Annotated in this window: 24 protein-coding genes; 16 read left to right on the top strand and 8 right to left on the bottom strand. The window is 39.3% G+C overall.

Features of this window, described 5'->3' with window-relative positions; translation table 11 throughout:
- The first annotated feature begins 207 nt into the window (after positions 1 to 207).
- A complete protein-coding gene (locus GD597_RS15545) occupies positions 208 to 1,917 on the top strand; it encodes a PQQ-dependent sugar dehydrogenase (RefSeq protein ID WP_171608809.1) in 1,710 nt (569 codons plus the stop codon).
- 6 nt (positions 1,918 to 1,923) lie between these two features.
- On the opposite strand, the gene GD597_RS15540 is transcribed toward GD597_RS15545, so the two are convergent.
- The gene (locus GD597_RS15540; RefSeq protein ID WP_171608808.1) at positions 1,924 to 2,424 is read right to left on the bottom strand and encodes a flavin reductase; all 501 of its coding nucleotides are present in this window, start codon (positions 2,422 to 2,424) and stop codon (positions 1,924 to 1,926) included.
- Between the two features lie 111 nt (positions 2,425 to 2,535).
- On the opposite strand from GD597_RS15540, the gene GD597_RS15535 reads away from it, so the two are divergent.
- Entirely contained in the window at positions 2,536 to 3,252 is a 717-nt protein-coding gene (locus GD597_RS15535; protein WP_171608807.1) for an SDR family oxidoreductase, read from the top strand.
- Here GD597_RS15535 and GD597_RS22210 read toward each other — a convergent pair.
- On the bottom strand, positions 3,245 to 3,394 hold the full coding sequence (locus GD597_RS22210; RefSeq protein ID WP_394353249.1) for a DUF2256 domain-containing protein: 150 nt from the start codon (positions 3,392 to 3,394) through the stop codon (positions 3,245 to 3,247). The genes GD597_RS15535 and GD597_RS22210 overlap by 8 nt on opposite strands.
- A gap of 278 nt (positions 3,395 to 3,672) precedes the next feature.
- Here GD597_RS22210 and GD597_RS15525 point away from each other — a divergent pair, with 278 nt between their 5' ends.
- The 11 genes from GD597_RS15525 to GD597_RS15475 all read left to right on the top strand — a co-directional run bounded on the left by GD597_RS15525 (position 3,673) and on the right by GD597_RS15475 (position 14,331).
- Positions 3,673 to 4,551, top strand: a complete 879-nt coding sequence (locus GD597_RS15525; RefSeq protein WP_171608805.1) for a MerR family transcriptional regulator — start codon at positions 3,673 to 3,675, stop codon at positions 4,549 to 4,551.
- A gap of 466 nt (positions 4,552 to 5,017) precedes the next feature.
- The gene (locus GD597_RS15520; RefSeq protein WP_171608804.1) at positions 5,018 to 5,518 is read left to right on the top strand and encodes an RNA polymerase sigma factor; all 501 of its coding nucleotides are present in this window, start codon (positions 5,018 to 5,020) and stop codon (positions 5,516 to 5,518) included.
- A gap of 33 nt (positions 5,519 to 5,551) precedes the next feature.
- Positions 5,552 to 7,045, top strand: a complete 1,494-nt coding sequence (locus tag GD597_RS15515; RefSeq protein ID WP_171608803.1) for a phytoene desaturase family protein — start codon at positions 5,552 to 5,554, stop codon at positions 7,043 to 7,045.
- Between the two features lie 63 nt (positions 7,046 to 7,108).
- The gene (locus GD597_RS15510; protein WP_171608802.1) at positions 7,109 to 7,945 is read left to right on the top strand and encodes a phytoene/squalene synthase family protein; all 837 of its coding nucleotides are present in this window, start codon (positions 7,109 to 7,111) and stop codon (positions 7,943 to 7,945) included.
- 118 nt (positions 7,946 to 8,063) lie between these two features.
- The gene (idi, locus tag GD597_RS15505; RefSeq protein WP_171608801.1) at positions 8,064 to 8,588 is read left to right on the top strand and encodes an isopentenyl-diphosphate Delta-isomerase; all 525 of its coding nucleotides are present in this window, start codon (positions 8,064 to 8,066) and stop codon (positions 8,586 to 8,588) included.
- A gap of 4 nt (positions 8,589 to 8,592) precedes the next feature.
- Positions 8,593 to 10,128: a 1-hydroxycarotenoid 3,4-desaturase CrtD gene (crtD, locus tag GD597_RS15500; protein WP_235954318.1), complete on the top strand. Its 1,536-nt coding sequence runs from the start codon at positions 8,593 to 8,595 to the stop codon at positions 10,126 to 10,128.
- A gap of 135 nt (positions 10,129 to 10,263) precedes the next feature.
- The gene (locus GD597_RS15495) at positions 10,264 to 10,950 is read left to right on the top strand and encodes a carotenoid biosynthesis protein (RefSeq protein WP_171608800.1); all 687 of its coding nucleotides are present in this window, start codon (positions 10,264 to 10,266) and stop codon (positions 10,948 to 10,950) included.
- A 1-nt stretch (position 10,951) separates the two neighbouring features.
- Entirely contained in the window at positions 10,952 to 11,422 is a 471-nt protein-coding gene (locus tag GD597_RS15490; protein ID WP_171608799.1) for a sterol desaturase family protein, read from the top strand.
- A gap of 149 nt (positions 11,423 to 11,571) precedes the next feature.
- Complete coding sequence (locus tag GD597_RS15485) at positions 11,572 to 12,741, top strand: lycopene cyclase family protein (protein WP_171608798.1); 1,170 nt, start codon at positions 11,572 to 11,574, stop codon at positions 12,739 to 12,741.
- 96 nt (positions 12,742 to 12,837) lie between these two features.
- Positions 12,838 to 13,761 (top strand): 1-phosphofructokinase family hexose kinase, encoded by a 924-nt coding sequence (locus GD597_RS15480; RefSeq protein ID WP_171608797.1) that lies wholly within the window; start codon positions 12,838 to 12,840, stop codon positions 13,759 to 13,761.
- A gap of 54 nt (positions 13,762 to 13,815) precedes the next feature.
- Positions 13,816 to 14,331: a YceI family protein gene (locus tag GD597_RS15475; RefSeq protein ID WP_171608796.1), complete on the top strand. Its 516-nt coding sequence runs from the start codon at positions 13,816 to 13,818 to the stop codon at positions 14,329 to 14,331.
- 110 nt (positions 14,332 to 14,441) lie between these two features.
- Here GD597_RS15475 and GD597_RS15470 read toward each other — a convergent pair whose 3' ends face one another.
- Both GD597_RS15470 and dcd read right to left on the bottom strand, forming a co-directional pair.
- Positions 14,442 to 15,041: a DUF1684 domain-containing protein gene (locus GD597_RS15470; RefSeq protein ID WP_216368602.1), complete on the bottom strand. Its 600-nt coding sequence runs from the start codon at positions 15,039 to 15,041 to the stop codon at positions 14,442 to 14,444.
- Between the two features lie 28 nt (positions 15,042 to 15,069).
- Positions 15,070 to 15,606, bottom strand: coding sequence for a dCTP deaminase (dcd, locus tag GD597_RS15465; protein WP_171608795.1), 537 nt, complete (start codon positions 15,604 to 15,606; stop codon positions 15,070 to 15,072).
- A gap of 134 nt (positions 15,607 to 15,740) precedes the next feature.
- On the opposite strand from dcd, the gene GD597_RS15460 reads away from it, so the two are divergent.
- Positions 15,741 to 16,388 carry a 4'-phosphopantetheinyl transferase family protein gene (locus GD597_RS15460; protein WP_171608794.1) on the top strand — a complete coding sequence of 216 codons (648 nt, stop codon included), beginning with the start codon at positions 15,741 to 15,743 and terminating at the stop codon, positions 16,386 to 16,388.
- Between the two features lie 125 nt (positions 16,389 to 16,513).
- Positions 16,514 to 18,697, top strand: a complete 2,184-nt coding sequence (locus tag GD597_RS15455) for a penicillin acylase family protein (RefSeq protein WP_171608793.1) — start codon at positions 16,514 to 16,516, stop codon at positions 18,695 to 18,697.
- 161 nt (positions 18,698 to 18,858) lie between these two features.
- Here the strand turns inward: GD597_RS15455 and GD597_RS15450 are convergent, their stop codons facing one another.
- The 4 genes from GD597_RS15450 to GD597_RS15435 all read right to left on the bottom strand — a co-directional run bounded on the left by GD597_RS15450 (position 18,859) and on the right by GD597_RS15435 (position 21,981).
- Entirely contained in the window at positions 18,859 to 19,257 is a 399-nt protein-coding gene (locus GD597_RS15450) for a DUF7670 domain-containing protein (RefSeq protein WP_171608792.1), read from the bottom strand.
- A gap of 238 nt (positions 19,258 to 19,495) precedes the next feature.
- Complete coding sequence (locus GD597_RS15445) at positions 19,496 to 20,026, bottom strand: rod shape-determining protein MreD (RefSeq protein WP_171608791.1); 531 nt, start codon at positions 20,024 to 20,026, stop codon at positions 19,496 to 19,498.
- A gap of 2 nt (positions 20,027 to 20,028) precedes the next feature.
- Positions 20,029 to 20,883, bottom strand: coding sequence for a rod shape-determining protein MreC (gene mreC / locus GD597_RS15440; protein WP_171608790.1), 855 nt, complete (start codon positions 20,881 to 20,883; stop codon positions 20,029 to 20,031).
- Between the two features lie 72 nt (positions 20,884 to 20,955).
- A complete protein-coding gene (locus tag GD597_RS15435) occupies positions 20,956 to 21,981 on the bottom strand; it encodes a rod shape-determining protein (RefSeq protein ID WP_171608789.1) in 1,026 nt (341 codons plus the stop codon).
- A 584-nt stretch (positions 21,982 to 22,565) separates the two neighbouring features.
- On the opposite strand from GD597_RS15435, the gene GD597_RS15430 reads away from it, so the two are divergent.
- Positions 22,566 to 24,071, top strand: a complete 1,506-nt coding sequence (locus GD597_RS15430) for a redoxin domain-containing protein (protein WP_171608788.1) — start codon at positions 22,566 to 22,568, stop codon at positions 24,069 to 24,071.
- The last annotated feature ends 8 nt before the right edge of the window (positions 24,072 to 24,079 follow it).

The raw sequence follows: 24,079 nt of genomic DNA, 5'->3' as shown, positions 1-24,079 counted from the left end.
ATGCCTGCTGTTTTTAGAGGAACAACTTTTTAGCTGTACTGTACCAGCCAAGAGGATATGCATTAAACTACCCTTCGGTAAAAGCTGCACAAAGTATCTAACCGCACAAGAGTGCGACGCAAGTAATGCCTCATTATGATTGTACTGCAGGGCCCATTAATTTCATAAACTTTTTAGTAATAGATTTGAGGATAATACTGATTGCTTATGAATTACAAATGGCTGGCTTTGCCGTTAATGATAGTACTATTTTGGACTGCCTGCATGCCCAGGCATATTGATACTAGCACTATTGCTACCGATAGCATTAGCATTGCCAAAGGGCAGCAGCTTTTTATGGCCAATTGCAGTAGCTGTCATAATTTTTTGCGGGATGGTATTGGTCCGCAATTGGGCGGTTTAACTTCACAGGCAGATAGTAAATGGATTGCCAGTTTTATTAGTAACCCCAATGATCTTATTGGCAATGGTGATGAACGGGCCAATGAACTATATAAAAAATATATGGTAATGATGCCCTCCTTTGAATCGTTGGGTGATAGTGCCATTAACTACATAATTGCTTACCTGCATACCCAGGCTGCACCAGCAGCAAACAGGGATACTACTGCTGAAAATGCCATACAAAACCCCATTGCAGATACCATTGCAAACAGCACACTTACTGTATCCCTTAAAGTGTTGTTGCAGGTGCCGGCCTCCAGCGATAGTGGACGATTGCCTTTGACAAGAATTACTAAATTGGGCAATAAACCAGGTACCGATGATTTGTTTTTACTTGACCTGAATGGCAAACTATATCACTTACAAAATAACAAACCACAGGTGTATATGGATTTAGCAGCTCTAAAACCAGCATTCATGCACCAACCTGGACTTGGAAGTGGTTTTGGCAGTTTTGCGTTTAGTCCAAATTTTGCGCAGGATGGTTTATTCTATACTACCCATACAGAAAAAGCGCATACCGCACCCGCCGATTTTGGTTATGCCGATAGTATTGATGTTGCCGTACAATGGGTACTTACCGAATGGAAAACAAATACCCCTGTTGCCAACACTTTTACAGGTAAGGGCCGAGAGTTATTGCGCATTAATATGGTGAGTGTGATACATGGCATACAGGAAATAATGTTCAATCCATTATCCAAACCAGGCGATGAAGATTTTGGCCTTTTGTATGTGGGTATTGGTGAAGGTGGTTGTGTAGAACATGGGTATCCGTTTTTGGCGCATAATAAAAAAACCTTGTATGGTACCGTTATACGCATTAACCCTTCAGGTAATAACAGCCAAAACGGGCGTTATGGTATTCCACCGCAAAACCCATTTGTAAAAGATAGCAATGCTTTGGGTGAGATTTATGCCTATGGTTTTAGAAACCCGCACCGCATAACCTGGAACAAGAATGGCGATATGCTGGTATCGAATATTGGACATGGCAATATAGAATCTATTAACCTGGTACAAAAGGGTAACGATTTTGGTTGGCCCATCAGGGAGGGTAATTTTGTATTAAACCCTTATGCCGATATGAATAAAGTATATGCTTTACCTACCGATGACAGCATTTTTAATATTACCTACCCGGTAGCTGAGTACGACCATGGCGAAGGTAAAGCTATTAGCGGCGGTTATGAATACACGGGCAATGCCATACCTGCTCTAAAGGGTAAGTTTTTGTTTGGCGATATACCCACCGGCCGTTTATTTTATGTGGATGTGAAAGACCTGCAAAAAGGCAAACCGGCCACCATTAAAGAATGGCATATAAGTATAAATGGTACCATACAAAATTTAAGAAAGTTATGTGGTTCTGACAGGGTGGACCTGCATTTTGGCCGTGATGCAAATGGTGAAATGTATATTATGACCAAGGCAGATGGCAGGTTATATTTATTGAGCAGCGCTACTGAATAAGATGGTTTAGATACGTATTAAATGCTTTTGCCTGAGTATATCCAGCGTAAGTGGTTCGCCGGTATGCAGATTTTTATATTCGAGCACATTGCATAAGAAAATGGTATGATCGGGGCTTGCCGTATTTGGCAATAGTACTGGTAGTGCCTCCATTTCTATAATGGCCAATGCATCAGATAATACATAATAATCTTTCCATTGCTGTACCAGATTTCTTTTTTGTAAATAGGCCATTTTATTGATTTGGTGGCCAGATTTTTTGCCCAGCATATTTACCAGATTATACTGCTGTGCACTTAATAGTTGTAATACAAATTTATTGTGCTGTGTAATGTTTTCCAGTGTTTTTGTACCACGATATACCCCACAAATAAACTGTTTGGGTTGCATGCTGATGGCCGTAGCATAAGTTATGATATGCATGTTATGATTGCCCTTGCCGTTATGGCTGCTGATGGAATATACCGGCAGGTTAACCCTGTTCCATGGTTTTTTACGTAAACTCATACATTGGTGTTGTAGCTAAATCTTACACAAGTTATAATTGCAAACTGCTTTTGATTTTTACAACAAAACCTACCTGTTTTTGTTGTATCTGTTAATTGATACACAACATATATGCAAACTATAAAAGGGAAATATATTCTGGTTACCGGTGCAACAGGTGGTATTGGTGCGCAAACAGTTAAGCTGCTTGTTACAGGCGGCGCCCATGTTTTTATAACCGGCCGTAATGCAACTACATTGGCAGCCATTGCTGAACAATATAAAATAAGCCCTGATAAAATGTTTGCAGCAGATTTAAGCAAGTCAACTGATGTTGCTGCCCTGCAGGCTGCTTATTTTGCTGTTTTTCCAGGTATTGATATACTTATAAATGCGGCCGGTATTGGTATTATAAAACCCATTGAAGTGTTAACCGAGGCTGATTTTATGCAATCGCTTAATACCAATTTGCTGGCTTCTTTTTTATTGGTAAAGGCTTTTTTACCAGCCATGAAAGCGGTTAAAGCGGGGTTAATAATAAATATTCCAGGTGTGTTGGGTAAGGTGCCCATGGCAGGTGCCGCTGCCTATAGCGCCAGTAAATATGGTTTGGTAGGTATGATGCAAAGCATAAGGGAAGAATTAAAAAGAACAGATATACGCATTACCAATTTATTTATGGGTGGGGTAGATACAGGTTTTTGGGATACCATTGACCTGAGGGTGCAAAGAGATAAAATGATTATAGCCGAAGAAGCTGCCAAAGCCATTTGGTTTCTTTGCCAGCAACCGGCAAGTGGCGTAGTTAGTGAAATGGTATTGCAGCCTTTTAATCACCAGGCTATTTAGTTGTTGGTGCAGCCGGGCGTTGATGCCGGCATTTATTGCTGCAATATTTTACCTCATCCCAAACCTTTTCCCATTTTTTGCGCCAGCTAAAGGGCCTGCTACATACCACACAAATCTTTTGGGGCAGGTGTTGTTTTGACATATGTTTCATGATAATGCATTAACGTATTTGTGGGCTTTTGGTTCTGCTGTACATGCAACAGCTTATATATAGTGGTATTCTGTTTATGGCTGTTACTGCCGCCATATAAACGGAACCATGAACGGATTGCGACGCAAGAGGCGATGCCATTTACAACACTGCTGGTATCCTAATAATTATTTTGAGGCGGTTTTATTGGCTTTTTTTTACTTATTTCACTGTTTAAGAAAATAATTAGAAATATTAAACAATTTGATATTGCTTTTTGTAATTATACCATGAATGCCTTTACTATTAAAGATCTGGAAAGCCTGTCTGGCATAAAAGCCCACACTATACGTATTTGGGAACAGCGTTATTCTTTTCTAAATCCGCATAGAACAGAAACCAATATCAGGTACTATTCAAACGAAGAATTGAAAATGGTACTTAATATTTCTTTGCTGAATAAGTATGGCTATAAAATATCTCATATAGATAAGATGAGCGAAGGGGAAATGAAGGAGAAAATTCTTACCCTTAGCAATGCACAGGCTCAGCAGGAACGTATTATTAATGAGATGATACAGCATATGGTGGATATGGATATTGACGCCTTTGAAGCTGTGCTGGACCGTTATATTAATGCCAAAGGCATAGAAAAAACCATTACCTATATTTTGTTTCCTTACCTGGAGCGTATTGGCATTTTGTGGATTACCAATCATATTAATCCCGCACAGGAGCATTTGGTAACCAATATTATTCGCCAAAAGCTAATTGTGGGTATAGAAAGTGCATCCAGTTCCATTATATCTCATAAAGTAGCCCTGCTATTTTTACCCGAAGGCGAACACCACGAACTGGGTATTTTATATATGTATTTTCTACTTAAAAGCCGTGGTATTAAGGTGCTGTATATTGGCGCCAATGCACCTTTACAGGATATTGAATATGTTGCAAAAGTTAAAAAGCCCGACTTTATTTATTCGCACCTTACCTCACTTGCCAGCAATTTTAATTTTGATAAGTTTTTAATGAAATTAAATATGCGTATTCCCAGTTTACCTGTTGTATTATCGGGTGCGGTAACACAATCTTACAAAAAGAAAACACCCGCCAATATTTACCTAAAAAAATCTTTGGCCGAAGTAATGGAATACATTTCTCTATTATAATTGGTTAGTTAAATTTTATTGGACCGGCCATATAACAGCATTCAGCTTTACTTGCGTCGCACACTGCAGGGTTCTGCCGGTTACTCAGCTATTGCTTTCCCCACTAACTGGTCTATTATTATTCTAATGTGGCTTTAGCCTTACATTCTTGCATTTCTAAATACAATAAAACGGGAATTTTACCCTTTTTGTATCCTGAAACAAGCCTAACCATACCCGTTGGTTACCTGCACTTCAAATATTCGATATTTGATAAACAATGCCCCCATTTTAAGTAACACTTTAATAATCAATTAGAAACCTGTTTTTCTACATGGCACCCACATGCCTTGAGGTGCATAAAACATAAAACCAAGTGTTAAAATCTGTTTTGTTTAATTTATTCTATAAAAAAATAAACAAAAATAAATTGCCACTAATGTATTTTGTTTAACTTTGACTTATAATAATTTAAACACTCTTTCAAATGTCTACCTTAGATTTTAACCAGATGCTGTTGAGCAATGCGGAGTTTTTAAGGCCTTTTGCCGTTACATTGACAAGGGATAGCGAAACTGCCAAAGATCTTTTTCAGGAAACCCTGTATAAAGCACTGGCCAACAAAGAAAAATATAATGTAGGCACCAATATAAAAGCATGGTTGTATACCATCATGCGTAATATTTTTATTAATAATTACCGCCGCAAAGCCAAGCAAAACACCGTTTTTGATAATACCCCCAACGATTTTTTGCTGGATTATAATCAGGCAACTACAGCCAATGCAGCCATTAGTAATATTAATATGAAAGAGGTAAATGAAGCTATTTATAACCTGCCCGAAATATTTAAAAACCCTTTTATGCTATATTACGATGGTTTTAAATACCACGAAATTGCCGACATGCTGGGCGAACCATTGGGTACTATAAAAAGCAGAATACACTTTGCCCGCAAACTACTTAAAGCCCAAATTGAAAGATATTAATTAGCCATTCCATTTTTTTCTATAATTTGAAAAATGCCTGATAAAAAAGTTACCATTATTGGCAGCGGCTTTGCCGGCTTGTCTGCAGCCTGTTTTATGGCAAAAGCCGGTTGGCAGGTAACTGTATTGGAAAAACACGATATTCCCGGTGGCCGGGCCCGGCAAATGAAAGCCGCTGGTTTTACTTTCGATATGGGACCCAGCTGGTATTGGATGCCCGATGTTTTTGAACATTTCTTCAACTCATTTGGTAAAACCGTAGCAGATTATTATACGCTTTTACGTTTAAATCCATCCTACAGGGTATATTGGGAAGATTCTTTTTCTGATATACCTGCCGATTACGACAATTTCAGACAATTATTTGAAGATATAGAACCCGGCAGTGGCCAACAGCTGGATAAATTTTTGGACGAAGCTGCTTACAAATATAAAGTTGGGGTTCAAAAGCTGGTGTTTAAACCCGGCCAGTCGCTGGCGGAGTTTTTAGATTGGCAATTGGTTACCGGCGTCTTCAGGCTGGATGTATTTAATTCCATTAAAAAGCATGTAAGCAAGCATTTTACCCATCCTGCCTTACAGCAACTTATGGAGTTTCCGGTATTATTTTTAGGCGCTTTGCCCGAAAAAACCCCCGCACTCTACAGCCTGATGAACTATGCCGATATAAAAGGTGGCACCTGGTATCCGGCCAAAGGCATGTATTGCATTGTAGAAGGCATGTTTTCGCTGGCTAAAGAATTGGGCGTTCACTTTGAATTTAATCAGGATGTACAACAAATTCTAATAGAAAAAGGTAAAGCTACCGGTATTATTACCCACAATACAAACACACAATCAACACACCAATTTGAAGCAGATGTTATCATTGCAGGTGCTGATTATCACCACGTAGAAACCAAATTATTGCCACCCGCCTATCGCTCTTATTCCGATAAATATTGGGATAAAAGAGTAATGGCACCCAGTTGCCTTATTTACTATGTTGGGCTCAATAAAAAACTTAAAAATATTCTGCATCACACCCTTTATTTTGATACTTCCTTTAAAGTACATGGTAAAGAAATATACGAAACCAAAGAATGGCCGGTTAATCCGTTATTTTATGTTAGCGCCACATCGGTAACTGATGAAACTGCAGCGCCTCCAGGTTGTGAAAACTTGTTTTTTTTAATACCTGTAGCAACAGGTTTAACAGATGATTCAGAAGAATTACGTGAACGTTATTTTGACATGATTGTTACCCGCATGGAGCAAAGAACTGGCGAGTCTATTAAGGATAGCATCGTATATTATAAAAGCTATGCCCAAAGCAATTTTATTGAAGATTATAATGCGTTTAAGGGCAATGCTTATGGGTTGGCAAATACCTTATTACAAACGGCGATCTTAAAACCATCCTGCCGTAGTAAAAAAGTAAGTAACCTTTTTTATACTGGTCAGTTAACTGTGCCGGGTCCAGGTGTACCACCCAGTTTAATTAGTGGCGAAGTGGTGGCAAAAGAAGTAGTTAAGGCTTTTGGTTGAACAAAACGCTAACTGCTTTGTATTATGATATTATAAAATCTAAAGAGAAAATTATACCTTGCTATGATGCAAATTTTTCATGAAGTAAGTGAAGCCTGCAGTAAAATTACCACAGAGCGCTACAGCACTTCTTTTTCATCGGCTATTAAGCTGTTACACAAACAGTTGCGTCCGCATATCCATAACATTTATGGGTTTGTGCGTTTTGCCGATGAAATTGTTGACACATTTCATGGTTATAACAAAGAGCAGCTTATTGCCGAATTTAAAAAAGAAACCTATACTGCCATCGAAAGGGGTATCAGTTTAAATCCCATTTTACATAGCTTTCAAATTACGGTAAATCATTACAAAATAGATCATGCTTTAATTGATGCATTTTTTCATAGCATGGAGCTGGATTTGAATCAATACCAATACGATGCCAACGGATACGAGGAATACATATATGGCAGTGCAGAAGTAGTAGGCCTAATGTGCCTCTATGTGTTTTGCGAGGGGTGTAATAATTCCTACCATGCATTAAAACCTGCCGCACGTAGCCTTGGTGCCGCATTTCAAAAAGTAAATTTTTTACGGGATATAAAAAACGATTTTGAAGGACTAAACAGAACCTATTTTCCCGGATGCGATTTTAAAAACTTTTCCGAAGCCGATAAAAAAACCATAGAGCAGGATATACAAAACGATTTTAACCACGCTTACCAAGGCATATTGCAATTGCCAGTAAAAGCACGTTTTGGCGTTTATGTTGCATACAAATATTACCTGTCGCTATTTAATAAAATTAAACGTTTGCCATCAGTAAATATTCTGGAAGAGCGGGTGCGCATACCCAACTATGGCAAAGCACTTATTGTAGCCAAAGCAGGTTTACGCAGCCAGCTAAATTTTTTGTAAAAGCCTGTTAGCCGGGCAAAACAACACCCATGAAGCTTTACTTGCGTCGCACTCTTCAGGGTTCAGGTTTCATGGCAGCAAAATAAACATCCATAGTACACCATAAGCAATTTACTACATGGAAAAAGTAATACTGGTAAACGAACATGATGAGGAGCTGGGCGAAATGGAAAAAATAGAAGCCCATGAAAAAGCATTACTGCACCGTGCTATCAGTGTATTTATTTTTAATCAAAAAGGCGAAATGCTTTTACAGCAAAGAGCCCTAAAAAAATACCACAGTGGTGGTTTATGGACAAACGCCTGCTGCAGTCACCCACGCCCCGGCGAAGATGTGGCCGCCGCAGCCACCCGCCGTTTAAAAGAAGAGCTGGGTTTTGAAACAGCCATTCAAAAACAATTTACTTTTACCTATAAATCGCCTTTTGAAAATGGCCTTACCGAACATGAATTTGACCATGTTTTTATAGGTACCTACGACGGTGCAATACATCCCAATGCCGATGAGGTAAAAGACTTCTGTTATAAAAGCATGCACGATATTGCTTTTAACCTGAATAATCAAAGCAATAAATACACTTCCTGGTTTAAAATTGCCTTCCCCAGAATTATGGAATGGTGGAAAGTGCAACCCTTAAACTAATTAAATGCAAATAGTTCCTAATTTGCCTGCAGATACCTATTCTATGCATCAAAAAAAAGCAGCTGTAATTGGCAGTGGGGTAGCTGGTTTAGCCAGTGCCATCCGTTTGGCCGTGCAGGGTTTTTCAGTAACAGTATACGAAAAAAACGAATACCCCGGCGGCAAACTAAGCCATTTTGAAAAAGACGGCTTTCATTTTGATGCAGGTCCCAGCTTGTTTACCCAACCCCAAAACATAGCTGAATTATTTACCCTGGCCGGAGAAAATATGCAGGACTATTTTAGCTACAAGCAACTGCCCATTTCCTGTAACTATTTTTACGAGGATGGAACCATTATAAATGCCTGGGCAAATGCAAACCAGCTGGCCAAAGAACTGCACGATAAAACCGGGGAAGATGAAAATGCAGTCATGCAATACCTCAACGGTGCAGCCACATTATACCAAAATGTGGCAGAAATTTTTTTAAATTATTCTCTGCATAAATTAAATACCCTGTTTAAAGCACCCATTTTAAAAGCATTACAAACTGCAAAGGGCAGGCATTTATTTGGCAGCCTGCATACACTAAACAACAAAGCTTTTACCAAACCTCATACGGTACAATTGTTTAACCGCTATGCCACCTATAATGGCAGCAACCCGTATAAAGCACCGGGCATGTTAAGTCTTATCCCCCATTTAGAACATAACGAGGGTAATTTCTATCCCAAAGGCGGTATGATAAGTATTACCAATGCACTGTATGCTCTGGCACTAAAAAAGGGTGTTAACTTTAAATTTAATTTGCCCGTTGAAAGAATTATTGAAAGCGGAGGAAAAGTGTTGGGGTTGGTAGCCGATAAAAAAAATATCCCGGCAGATGTAGTAATTAGCAATATGGATATTTATGGCACATACAAATACCTGTTGCAAAACCCCGATAAAGCCACTGCCATATTAAAACAGGAACGTAGTAGTAGCGCCCTTGTATTTTATTGGGGTATTAATGGCACTTTCCCGCAATTAGACTTACACAATATTTTTTTTAGCAACGATTATAAAACCGAGTTTGAGCATTTGTTTGTGCATAAAACCATGCAACCAGATCCTACCGTTTACATTAATATAACCAGTAAATGCGAACCCGGTGTACAAGCCCCAGATGGTAAGGAAAACTGGTTTGTAATGGTAAATGCCCCTGCCAATATTGGCCAAAACTGGGAAGAAATAAAGCCCGCTATTAAGCAGCTTGTGCTGCAAAAATTAAGCAGGCTATTGCAAACCAATATTGAACCTTTGATTGAGACTGAAGAAATTTTAGACCCCATTAGCATCGAAACTAAAACAGCATCCTATATGGGATCTTTATATGGCAGCAGTTCCAATTCAAAAATGGCGGCTTTTTTAAGGCATCCTAATTTTAGCAAAAATATTATGGGCTTATATTTTGCAGGTGGCAGTGTGCATCCCGGTGGTGGTATACCACTTTGCCTAAAAAGTGCAAAAATTATGAGCGAACTGGTAGCAGCAGATTTTTCCAAACAAAAACAGCATTGATAAAATTCATCCAAACGTTTTTTGAATTGGGGCAATCTTTAGCTGCCATATCATACAAATGTACAAGAGTGCGACGCAAGTAAAGCCGACATTTGCTTCAAAGCCGGTAACAAAAAATTGAATGTATTTAACGCAATGACAGAAAACCAAAAACTATATATAGCTGTTTTTATTGCCTTGCTATTCCACATTAGCGGTGCCATTGGTATTCTTTGTACGCCTTACCGGGATTGGTTTATACAAAATACATCCCTAAACCTGTTGCTGATGGCTGTATTGGTATTGTTTACCCAACCTATCCGAAATAAAGCATTTTTTGTATTTGCCGCTACCTGTTTTATAACCGGCATGGTGGCAGAAGCCATTGGCGTAAATACAGGTTGGTTGTTTGGTAATTATGTATATGGTGCAGTAATGGGTTTTCAAATAGCCGGGGTACCACTATTAATTGGACTGTATTGGTTTATTACCGTATTTGGCGCAGCCACCACCATTAGAAAATTAAACCATTGGGCCTATACAAAAATGACGGGTGACACCCCTCCATCTGCAAGGGTTATGGTATTTGCCTATGTAGCAGATGCCGCATTACTTACCACCTTTTTTGATTGGGTAATGGAACCGGTTGCCACCGAACTGGGTTTTTGGAAATGGCTGCCCGATGGCAATATTCCTTTTTACAATTATGCATGCTGGTTTATTATTAGTGCCCTGCTGGTACTGCTTTTTAATAAACTGTGTTTTAAACAAGACAACCAATTCGCAGTACATTTGTTTATAATTCAACTATTGTTTTTTCTGGTACTGCAATCATTTTTGTAATATGATATATATAGCTATAACACTGCTGGTTTTTGGTGCCATGGAAGGCATTACCTGGCTTACACATAAATATGTAATGCATGGCTTTTTATGGTATTTACATGAAGATCATCACAAACCTACCAAAGGATTTTTTGAAAAAAACGATGCCTTCTTTCTCATATTTGCCATACCCAGCTGGCTATGTATTATGCTGGGTAGTATGGCCCAAAACTATGTGGCAGTAAGTATTGGCGCAGGTATAGCCATGTATGGTTTTGCTTATTTTCTGGTACATGAAATTATTATTCACCAACGTTTTAAATTATTTACCAAAAGCAATAACAAATATATTAAAGCCATTCGCTGGGCGCATAAAATGCACCACAAACACCTGGATAAGGAAGAAGGCGAAAGTTTTGGAATGCTGATAGTAGCTAAAAAATACTGGGATAAAGTAAAACGCGACGAAGCATTCCAACAACAGGCTTAAACAATCCTGATTCTATTTTTGTAGCCCGGCGCTTTTGCCAGCAGGCAGCATACTTGCGTCGCACTATTGTACAGCAGTAATACTATGCAGCAAATAAACCTCTATATAATCTACTCTGCACTGTTGCATAACAATTATATTGCCTGCCATTGAAAACTCAGTACGATTATATTATCAGTGGCGCAGGCTGTGCAGGACTTAGTTTACTGTACAGAATGATGCAGCACCCCTTTTTTACAGATAAGGAAATATTGGTAATAGATAATATTTCGAAAAACACCAACGACAGAACCTGGTGCTTTTGGGAGCAACAAACAGGCCCTTTTGAGCATTTGGTACACCATCAATGGAAGGATATATCCTTTTATTCCAATAATTTTTCCGGCCGCTTTAATATTGCCCCCTACACTTATAAAATGATTAGGGGCATTGATTTTTATACCCATATCCTGGAACAGGCCCATAAAGCACCCAATATATATTTTGCAACAGAAAACATATTGTCAGCAGTAACCAATGCCAACACTGCAACAGTTATAACAGATAGAAACACTTATACGGCCGGTTATGTTTTTAACAGTATTATTTTCCCTGATCATTTTTTAAAGCAAGCCTCACCACAACATCCCAACGCACCCTATAAATTATTACAGCATTTTAAAGGCTGGTTTATAGAAACTGAAGAGCCCTTATTTGAAAAAGAACTGGCAAGGTTTATGGACTTTAGGGTGCACCAGCAACACGGTACCAGTTTTGTGTATGTATTGCCATTAAGTACCCAAACAGCATTGGTAGAATACACACTTTTTACTTCATCCCTCTTAGCATCCGAAGCTTACGATGATGCACTGGCAAATTATATGCAGGAAAATTATCCCGGTAAAGCCTATAACATCCAACAAAAGGAATTTGGTGTAATACCCATGACCAGTTTTCAATTTTCTCCGGGAGATGATAGATTGGTGGCATTGGGTACGGCCGGCGGACAAACAAAAGCCAGCAGTGGTTTTACTTTTCGCTTTATTCAAAAACATAGCGATGCCATTATTGCTGCCTTGCTAAATGGGCATTCGCCAATTATAAAAAAATCATGGCTGCAAAAGCGTTTTGATCTTTACGATGCCACCTTACTACATATACTAACCACCAATAAAATGGGTGGAGATGCCATTTTTGAAACTCTTTTTAAAAAAAATACCCCCCAATCTGTTTTGCGCTTTTTAGATAATGAATCTACCCTGTTACAGGATATGCGATTAATGAGTACGGTGCCCACCTCCATCTTTTTACCAGCCGCACTGCGGCAGCTTTTACATTAATTTCTTAAACTAAAGTTTTAAGAAAAGAAATGATACATATCATAAAATTGTAATGTGCTTTAGGCATTACTTTGCACTTCAATTTAATTAACCTTTATGGAAAAGATTGTAACTATCACCACTAATGCAGCCATAGATAAAAGCACTGTTATAGATTCTATTGCGCCAGAGAAAAAACTTAGATGCTCACAACCCAAATTTGAACCTGGTGGCGGCGGTATCAATGTTTCCAGAGCCATAAAAAAACTGGGCGGTAATTCAACAGCTTTATTTTTATGTGGTGGCCATACCGGCAATTTTTTTCAACAACTCATAAAGCAGGAAGAAATAGATGCCATTGCTATACCCTTTAATGGCTATACCAGAGAAAACCTGATTGTACTCGATAGTTCCACCAACCAGCAATACCGTTTTGGTATGCCAGGCGGTATTCTGCAGGAACATGAATGGCGTGCTGTACTGGATGAATTAAGAAATAGTAACGGGTATGAATACGCCGTAATAAGTGGCAGCAATGCCCGGGGCGTTCCTCTAACTTTTTACGATGAGCTGGCCCAAATAGTAAAAGAAAAAAATGCCAAACTGGTAGTAGATACCTCAGAAGAAGCCCTGGAACATGCTTTGCAATGTGGCGTTTATCTGGTAAAACCAAATTTGGGTGAATTAAGTACACTTTGCGGCGTAGCAGAATTAGACTCTACCAATGTAGTAGAAGCTGCCCGCAGCATCATCAATAAAGGCGGTTGCGAAATTATGGTAGTATCAATGGGTGCAGCAGGCGCCATGCTTATTACAGCTACAGAATATGTGCATGTAGCCGCACCGGCCGTTAAGCGCAAAAGCACAGTAGGTGCCGGCGATAGCATGGTGGCAGGTATATTGGTAGCTTTAACAAAAGGCTGGCCACTTAAGAATGTATTGCAATATGGTGTGGCATGTGGTACGGCCGCTACTATAAACGATGGTACCGCCCTGTGCAATATTACAGATGTAGAAAGAATTTATAATTTTATGCAATAATTACTCCGTTACGGAAAAAAGGAATAATTGTTGTACACACACTCCAAAAAAAGAATGAAGAAATTAGCCTTACTTATTTTACCGGTATTTTTATTTGCTTTCACAATAACCGATCTTAAACCTGTTGACACAACTGATGCAGTAACTTTTACCATCAAAAATTTTGGCATACCCACCAAGGGAAATTTTAAAGGTTTACAGGGCAATATCAAATGGGATAAAGACAACCCCGCCACCGCAGTTTTTGATATGTCTATAGATGTAAAAACAGTTAACACAGGCATCGATAGCCGCGATGGACACCTGCGTGGAGAAGAGTATTTTAATGTAGAAAAATTTCCGCTCATCCGTTTTAAAAGTACAGCCGTAACCAGCAGCAATATAACCGGAACGCTTACTATAAAAGGAATTACTAAAACCATCAGCTTTCCTTATACATCAGTTGCATCGGGCAAAGGCTATTTGTTCCAGGGCAGTTTCTCCATCAGCCGTAAAGATTATGGTATTGGCGGCACTACGCTTACCCTTTCAGATGAAGCCATTATCACACTAAAAGTACAGGCAAATTAAAATAACTGTCAAGTTATTGTACCCGGCAACAAAGCAATAATCAGGCTGCTCTTGCGTCGCACTCTTGTGCGTTTGGTAATGCTATGCAGCAGTGAGAGTCAATGGGATTTTTACAATTTTACACCTGCCAGCACTTTAACAGGTATATAATTCTCCCTGGGTGGAATAGGGCAATTATACCCTTCTGTATAAGCACAGTAGGGGTGATAAGCTTTATTAAAATTAATAACAATCGTTTCGCCTTCTGGTATTAAAACGTCAATATAACGGCCGGCACCATAAGTTTCTTTGCCGCTGCTCGCATCCCTGAAAGGAATAAAAAGATAGTTCCTGTATTTTTTATTGCTTAGCAAGGCAATTGACTGGTATAAAGACAATTTGTATTCCTGCCCCAATAAACTAAAACTGGCAATGCCATATTTTACATACTGCTTTTTAACATCGCCACTGGTAGCCATTTCAAAAATTTTCTCATTGGGTGTTCGGGTAAACTTCGCGGTTACAATATAACGGGTATCAATATCAAAAAAATGTATGCCTTTAAACTTGGCAGCACTTTCCGGCTTTATGGGCGATAAGGCCGGGTCGGCATATTCATGTAACAATTCTTCCTGAAAGCTTTTAATATCATTTATTGCAGCCGTATCCTTCTGCGCAAAACTACCCATCGTAAAACAACATATCAGCAAAATCAACACCGGCTTTTTCATAATTATTTCTCCTTCTTAACACAAGATATTAAAACACATTCTTCCACATCATGCTTTCTACCGGCTTGCTAATTTGTCCGCTATATTTGGCGCCCTTTTTCTCATTGTATTTCACTTCCACAATACCATCCACAGGAAAATAAATCAGCTGGCCAATGGGCATGCCTTTATATACTTTTACCGGTTGCTTTACAGATATTTCCAATGTCCAGTTGCCGCAAAAACCCACATCGCCCTTGCCGGCAGTGGCATGTATATCAATACCCAAACGGCCCGTAGAAGATTTACCTTCCAAAAAAGGCACATGGGCATGGGTTTCTGTATATTCTTCTGTAACACCCAAATAAAAAATATGCGGGTATAAAACAAAACCCTCTTCAGGAATTTCAAAATGCTCTATCTGGTTATGTTTTTTGGCATCTATAATATGCTCTTTGTACGTGGCAAGCCATTTACCCAAATGCACATCGTAACTATTACTTCCCAAACATTCTCTGTTATATGGCACTACTTTAATTGTGCCTTTATCCATCTCTTCCAAAATACGGCTGTCAGATAAAATCATGATCTGTTCATTTTATGCTTTTGCTGCCTGGAGCAGCAGGTTTATATGTAAGGCTATATACTGCCCCTTCTTAAATAAGGCAAATGTTCTGCAAATAAATCGTAAATCTGCAATCTAAATCTGTAAATATTAGCATGCCACTGTTTTATCAACATAATATTAACCAAACAACAAAACTGGGCATTTGGAAAATTGAAGAACCACTTTCTTTTTTTCTGGACAAAGTGCCTTTACAGGCAGCTATTCATCATCCACATAAAAAATTACAACACCTTGCAGGCAGGTTTTTATTGCAGTATTTATTTCCTGATTTTCCTTACGAAGAACTATTAGTGGCCGATACCCGTAAACCTTACCTGCCGAATGAGCAATACCATTTTTCTATTTCGCACTGTGGTAATTATGCGGCAGCCATTGTAAGCAGCCAAATGCGGGTAGGTATAGATATTGAAATACCCACCCAAAAACTATATAGCATTAGTAAAAAATTTCTGCATACTGATGAAATAACCGGGTTTGGACTAAACACTAATTTAGCTGACCATGAGGAAGCTGGCTTTAATTTACAACAACTTACTTTATTGTGGTGCGCCAAAGAAGCGGTGTATAAATGGTGGGGGCTTGGTGGCGTAGATTTTAGTGAACATATGCTGCTTTTGCCATTTAACCTTGCCCAAAAAGGGGTTTTTGGTGCCTTGTTCAACCATCCTCAATTACAAAAGGCATTACAGGCCAATTATACCTGCTTTGATGAAATTTGTTTGGTTTGGGTTTGTAATTAACTAGTGTATTTTTTGCTGCATTATACCCCAAACCCTGAAGTGTGCGACGCAAGCGGAGATGCCATTTGTATAAAAGTTGGGTACAACAATAATTTTAAAATAAATTGCCCATACAACTTGTTGATATGAAGAAATTATTAGTGCTACTGCTTTTGCCCGTACAATTATTGGCGCAGCATTTTACCCCTGCCGATGTACAGCGTTGTGCGAAAATGGCCGCCAATGTTACCATTATTCGCGATAACTGGGGCATTCCGCATATCTATGGCAAAACGGATGCAGATGCAGTTTTTGGACTTTTATATGCCCAATGCGAAGATGATTTTAGCCGCGTTGAAATGAATTATATAGAAAAACTGGGCCGCGTAGCAGAGGTGAAGGGTGAAAGCGAATTATATAACGACCTGTTGATGCGGCTGATTATTGATAGTGCCGATGCAAAAACCGACTACAATAACAGTGCCCCCTGGATGAAAAAACTGTTGGAAGCTTTTGCCGATGGCATTAATTATTATTTATATAAACACCCCAATATACATCCCGCATTACTTACCCATTTTGAACCATGGTATGCCTACTTGTGGACCGATGGCAGCATTGGCGCCATTAATACATCAGGCATTACCGCAGATGATGTTAAAAATTTTTATACCGGTATAACGAATAAAACCAGCGCTGCTATAGTAAATACCGAACGTCTACAAACCGGCTCAAATGGTTTTGCCTTTTCGCCATCTGTTACTGCATCGGGCAATGCTATCTTGTATATTAACCCACATGTAACTTTTTATTTCAGGCCCGAAGTGCAAATGGTTAGCGAAGAAGGACTGAATGCCTATGGCGCAGTAACCTGGGGACAGTTTTTTATTTATCAGGGCTTTAATGAACATTGTGGCTGGATGCATACCTCCAGCGGAGTAGATGTGGCCGACTTGTATACAGAAAAAATTACGCGGAAAGACAAAACACTTTTTTATAAATACGATAATGCGGAAAAACCCGTAATACAAAAACCCGTTAGTCTTCGCTATAAAGCCGGCAATACACTGCTAACAAAAAATATTACTACCTATTATACAGGCCATGGCCCGGTAATGACAGAACGCAATGGCCAATGGATAAGTGTAAAAGCTGAAAACCGCATAAAGAATGGGTTAATACAATGCTGGCAGCGTACCAAAGCCAATAGTTTTGCCGACTTTAAGCAAGTGCTTAATCTGCACAGCAATACCAGCAATAATACCGTATATGCCGATGCTGAAGGCAATATTGCTTATTGGCATGGCAATTTTATGCCCAAACGCGATACAAAACTGGATTGGAACCAACCTGTTGATGGTACAACTTCGGCTACTGAATGGAAGGGGTTTCATGCGGTTAGTGATTTATACCAGGTAATAAACCCGGCAAATGGCTGGCTGCAAAACTGCAATTCAACGCCATTTACAGTAGCCGGGGCTAATAGTCCGGCAAAAGAAAATTATCCCGCCTATATGGTACCCGATGGAGAAAATTACCGGGGTATTAATGCAGTAAGGGTTTTGGGCAGTTACAACCAATACACTTTAGATAAAGTAATAGCCGCTGGTTACAATACCTATTTAGCGGGTTTTGAAGATTTGCTGCCAACCCTGTTTGCTGCCTGGCAAAAAACAGCCCTTACTAATGCGGCCCAATACAATGCCCTGGCACAACCAATTGCTGTTTTACAGGAATGGGATAAATATGCCACTGCAAACTCTATTGCTACAACACTTGCTGTAGAATGGGGTGAGCAATTATTACCTGCCATTTTTAAAGGGGTACGCGATGATGAATTTCCTGATGAGCCACTATTTTTTAAACGCTATACCGATACTGTGTCTGCCGCTACGCTGATGAATGCTTTGCAGCAAACCGTAACCAGCCTTAGCAACCGTTTTGGCACCTGGCAGGTAAGCTGGGGCACAATAAACAGGTACCAGCGTAATGGCGCTTACCCCAACGAAATGTTTAGCGATAGTTTGGAAAGTATGGCGGTGGGCAGGGCAGCTTCTACCTGGGGTTCTTTGCCATCCTTTGTAAGCAGGTATTATCCGGGTACCAGCAAGCGTTATGGCTTTAATGGTAATAGTTTTATTTGTGCTGTAGAATTTGGTAAAAGAATAAAAGCAAAATCTTTACTTACCGGCGGGGAGAGTGGAGATCCTTCCTCCTCACATTTTACCGATCAGGCCAATATGTATATCAATGGCCAATTTAAGGAGGTACTTTTTTATAAGGAAGATGTGTTGCAGCATGTACAAAAAACCTATCACCCCGGCGAGTAGGGTGCTAATTAGTAGCCCGGCAATAGCAACAATGGGCTGCTTTACTTGCGTCGCACTCTTGTACGGCATAGCTGTGGGCAGCAGGCTACGTTAGTTATTTAGTTAACTATTTAACAGTAGATTGTATTTCCTTATAATTGTTTAGCGGTATTAGCAATTGTTTAGGTGCCTCGCAAAATGCCCATTTTTTTATGTTTAAAATGGCTGACAATAAACAGTACTCCCACTACCATAAACGGAACAGTAATCATTGATATAATACCCACACATTGTGTTACAGAAAAGTGGTTTACGCTGTAATTATGGTAAAAAATAACTGGTGTCATAACTAGTCCAAGCACTGTAAAAATAATACCCCCAATAAATTCCCATTTCCACGCAATCAATAAAAAGCCCAGCAAAATAAAAGAGGGTATCAGGTGAATGGCAAAATCTGCTAATTGTTCTCCAATTGAAAAATTTGATTGAAATGCATCGGCTGCAAACAGGCTTACAAATAAAATGGCAAGCATACAAATAATCCTTGGCAGCCAGTAAAATAACTTAACTGAGGTTTTCATTGCTTATAATTTTGAAACACCTAATGTAATAGGTTATAAGCAGGATAAAAATGATGTTGCTCAGGTTTGTGGAGGATAGCCTTGTTAGGAAAGGCCTAACAAAACGAATTTGAGGCTTTGCCAGAAGATTTTACAATAATTTACTTCTTAAAAAGTCCAATAAAGTATCTAACCGCACAAGAGTGCGACGCAAGTAAAGTTGCTTATTCTACTACAGCCGGGCCCATACTATTTTGCCTTAGGCATTGGTACGGTATTTAGCCTTACGGGGGAATAATAATTCTGTTACAAAAATGAGCAGTAAACTAATGCCGGTGCAGGCGGCTACTTTGGCTACAAAATATAAAAAGTCACCAAACTCTAACCATTCTATAAATACCAGGCAACTATGGTGGATAAACGTAAGTATTAGAATATACACTGCATAGGGCACCAGACCCAGGCTTTTAATACTGGGTTCGGCATAACTTACTTCGGTGGTTTCGCGGGGTAATAATATGTTTAGTAAAAATGGACGCAGATAGGCAATTAATACGCAGGGTATAGCATGCAGGCCGGGCGTACCAGAAAAGTAATCCATGCTTAAGCCAAAGGCAAAAGCAATAATCATTTGCCAGCTGCGGTTAATAGTAAAGGGCAGCCATAGTATAAACAGGAAATAAAAAATGGGTTTTACATATTGATGCAATGGCGGCACTTTATCTAATATAAATGCCTGTACCAGTATAAAGCATATAAAACGAATAATATTTTTAAGCAGGCTGCTCATGATTAGTCTTTAGGTGTTTTATCTTCTAAGTCCTGCTGTTCTTTACCTAACAGGTTTCCGGTTAAATACACATATTGCAGGCTAAAGAAATTGGTGGCCGAGCGTATTTTTAAAGTAAGAAAACTGCTTTCTGTATCGGGTATAATAGCTTCTACCGTACCTACTACCAGACCGGGAGGGAAGCTAAGTTTTTCTGAAATATTACTTGTTAACACCGTATCACCCTTTTTTGGCTGGGCGCTTTTGGAAATTTTGCTAAGGGTTAAAAAGGCCGGGTTACCGCCATCCCACTCCAGATCGCCGGAGTAGAAGCCTTTTTTTAGCATGGCACTTACCTTGCTTTTACGGTTTAGCAAGCTCATTACCCGGCTGTAATTATCGCTTACCATAATTACTTTGCCTACAATACCCTCTGGACCAATTACGGCCATATTGGTAGTTACGCCCTGTAAGGCACCGCGGTGCAGGGTTATATAATTATTTTCCTCAGTAAAAGAATTGTTTACCACTTTGGCGTAAAGAAAATTGTACTTGCGTACTAAACCCAATGTATCTTTTAAAAGGGAATCAGTTTTAACTACCAGTGCTGTATCGGGGTTATCGAAACTGGATTTTAGCTGGTTTCTTAACTGTGCATTTTCTTTAGCCAGCGCCTCGTTGGTTTTCTTTAGCTGAAAATAATACTCCACATTATTATACTGCTGGCTAATATTTCCCGTAACCTCGTTGGCTACGGCGCCTAAAACTGCTTCGTGTGTTTTATTATAGGTTGCAAGTATATATATGGCCACCCCCTGTAATACAAAGAAAAGTATCAGGTTAAAAAAACGACGTATAAACAAAAAGATGTTACGCACAGATATGTTACCGGTTGCATGTTTACTGCCGCTGCCTGCTAACAATAAGGGTGGACGGCAGTAAACAAAGATTTATCGCATAATAAAAGGATAACGAAGATAATTTTTAAGTGCAAGGCCAGTGCCACGTACCACACTTTTTAGTGGATCGTCTGCCACATGTACCGGTAATTTAATTTTTTGGCTAAGGCGTTTATCAAGTCCACGCAGCAAGGCACCGCCACCGGTTAAGTAAAGGCCACGGCGGTAAATATCAGAAGCCAGTTCGGGTGGTGTGGTTTCCAGTGCTTTTAAAATGGCTTCTTCAATTTTAAAAATAGATTTATCCAATGCTTCGGCTACTTCCTGGTAGCTTACCATAATTTGTTTAGGAATACCGGTAACCAGGTCTCTTCCATTTACAGGAAGATCGTCTGGCGGGGTTTCCAGGTCTTTCATGGCAGCCCCAATTTGTATTTTAATTTGTTCTGCTGTTCTTTCACCAATTAATAATGAATGGTAACGGCGCAGGGCTTCCATAATATCGGCCGTAAACTCGTCACCGGCAATACGTATAGATTGATCGCACACTATACCAGCCAGGGCAATTACGGTAATACCGGTGGTACCACCGCCAATATCAATAATCATGTTACCAACGGGCTCTTCTACATCAATACCAATACCCAACGCTGCTGCCATAGGCTCGTGCAACAGGTACACTTCTTTGGCGCCGGCTTGTTCGGCACTATCGCGTACAGCACGTTTTTCTACCTCGGTAATAGAAGAGGGTATACAAATCATCATACGCCAGCTGGGTGGGAATAATGGTTTTTTAGGGTAAATCATCTTTATCATTTCCCTAATCATTAGTTCGGCGGCATTAAAATCGGCAATTACTCCGTCTTTTAATGGGCGTATGGTTCTTATGCTTTCGTGTGTTTTTTCGTGCATCATTAATGCACGTTTACCCACAGCCAGTACTTCTTTTAAATTATTTCTATTTAATGCCACAATGGATGGCTCGTTTACTACTATTTCGTCGTTATGTATGATGAGGGTATTTGCAGTACCCAAATCCATCGCAATTTCCTGCGTGAAAAAATTAAAAATGCCCATTATATTGAAGGATTCCTGTGTTTAGATAAAATTTGTTGAGTGCCTGCAAAATTGACGTAAATAAACCGAAATAACAAAGTGAATACCACCAATTTTTTTAGTGCCAGGTGGAATTAACAACATTATTTGTCCAATGCCCTTGTTTTTGCAAATCAATTTGTTTGTTAAGATAACCCATAAACTGCAGTTTACAAATGATCTTACCACGAAAACGCAGTAATAATGGAAAATAGTATGCCATAAAATGGTATTGGCCCGGCATCAAAATGGCTATGATGCTGCACTTGCGTCGCACTCTTGTGCGGCAGGTAATACTATGCAGCATTAAACAACTGCTTATGTGTTGTGTGTTTGGGCAGTTACTTTTTACCTAAAACATAATGCCGGTAACAATTATAGCCGGGTAAAGAACGGTACCCCGCAGTGTGCGACGCAACGGATGCATCACTAAAGTTATACTGCCGGCTTACCTAAAAAAGGCATTACATTAAATGGCTAAACTGCCAATAAACACAATTCTTTTACACAGGTTTAACAAGCGCAATATTCTATTTGAATATATTTACGTTTTAATAGGCAATACCATGAGAGCATTATACATTTTTTTGATAGCCGTTTGCATGCAGTATGCAGGTGCTGCACAAACCACTGTGCAAAAAACACCCGCCAAGCCGGCTACCCAACCCAAAATTGCAGCAGATGATAGTTACCAGCTTGATGTAGTAATTAAACCATTGAAAAACTGCTGGATTTACCTGGGTACCTATTATAGTAAAAATAAAATACTGGTAGATAGTGCCTGGTTTGATAATAACAGCAAAGGCACTTATAAAGGCAATAAAAAATTATATGAAGGCATTTATTTTTTTGTTTCTCCTTCGCACACCTTATTATTTGAAATATTGATTGATAAAACACAACATTTTTCTGTTATTGCTGATAGCGCACATCTGGAAAATCTTGCCATTGCCGGCTCGCCGGAAAATGAAATTTTTGCCGGTTATACCCGCTATCTTACTAAAATTACACCACAGCTTAATGAACAACGCAGCCTGATGGCCAACGCAAAAACAGCTGCAGATTCTGCTGCCATTGATAGTAAACAAAAAGCACTAAACAAAGCATTAAACGATTACAGACAAAGCCTGATTGATAATTACCCCGAATCGATGGTAGCTAGCTTTTTTCAAACACTAAAAGTGCCTGAAATAAAAACATGGCCATTAAAACAAGATGGCACCCGCGACTCGCTGGCTGCCTGGCAATATATGAAAGAGCATTTTTGGGACAATGTAAACTTTAGTGATAACAGCCTTGTGCGTACGCCATTCTTTGACCCCAAACTGGATGATTATTATAAAAACTATGTTTCTCAGGAGCCTGATTCGGTAATAAAAGAGGTAAATTATATGATGCTCTCTTCACGCGGCGGAAAAGAGATTCACCATTTTTTACTGGGTAAGTTTACCGATAAATATATTAACCCTGCCATTATGGGGCAGGATAAGGTATTCCTGTTTTTATTTGATAATTATTTTTCGAAAGGTGATACTTTATGGCTAAATGAAAAACAGCGCAAATACATATTCGACAGGGCATACAGCCTTATGGCCAATCAGCTTAATTTGCCTGCACCACAGTTGGATTTAAAAGATATGCAGGGTAAAGTGGTATCGCTTTACAGTATTAAAGCGCCATTTACTTTTGTTGCTTTCTGGGATCCCACCTGCGGCCATTGTAAAACAGAAATACCCCTGGTCGATTCTATTTATAAAGCCAAATGGAAGGCATTGGGTGTAGCAGTATACTCAGTAAACACCAATGAAAATACATTAGAAGAATGGAAAAAATTTATTCAGGATTACCATCTGGATAACTGGCACCATGTATGGCAAACCAAAGAAGAAAGAACAGCAGATGAAAAAGCCGGCCGTGCCAATTACAGGCAATTGTATGATGTGTATCAAACACCTACCATGTACTTGCTGGATGCTGATAAACAAATTATTGCCAAAAAGCTAAGCATAGACCAATATGATGCATTAATTGAAGCCAAACTGAAACTCACCAATAAGAAAACTACCAATTAAAAAATTAA

The sequence above is a fragment of the Limnovirga soli genome, assembly GCF_013106755.1.
In the GTDB taxonomy this organism is placed as follows: Bacteria; Bacteroidota; Bacteroidia; order Chitinophagales; family Chitinophagaceae; genus Limnovirga; species Limnovirga soli.
The sequence above is the reverse complement of the archived record's forward strand: the minus strand, read 5'-3'. Positions and strand labels throughout refer to the sequence as shown.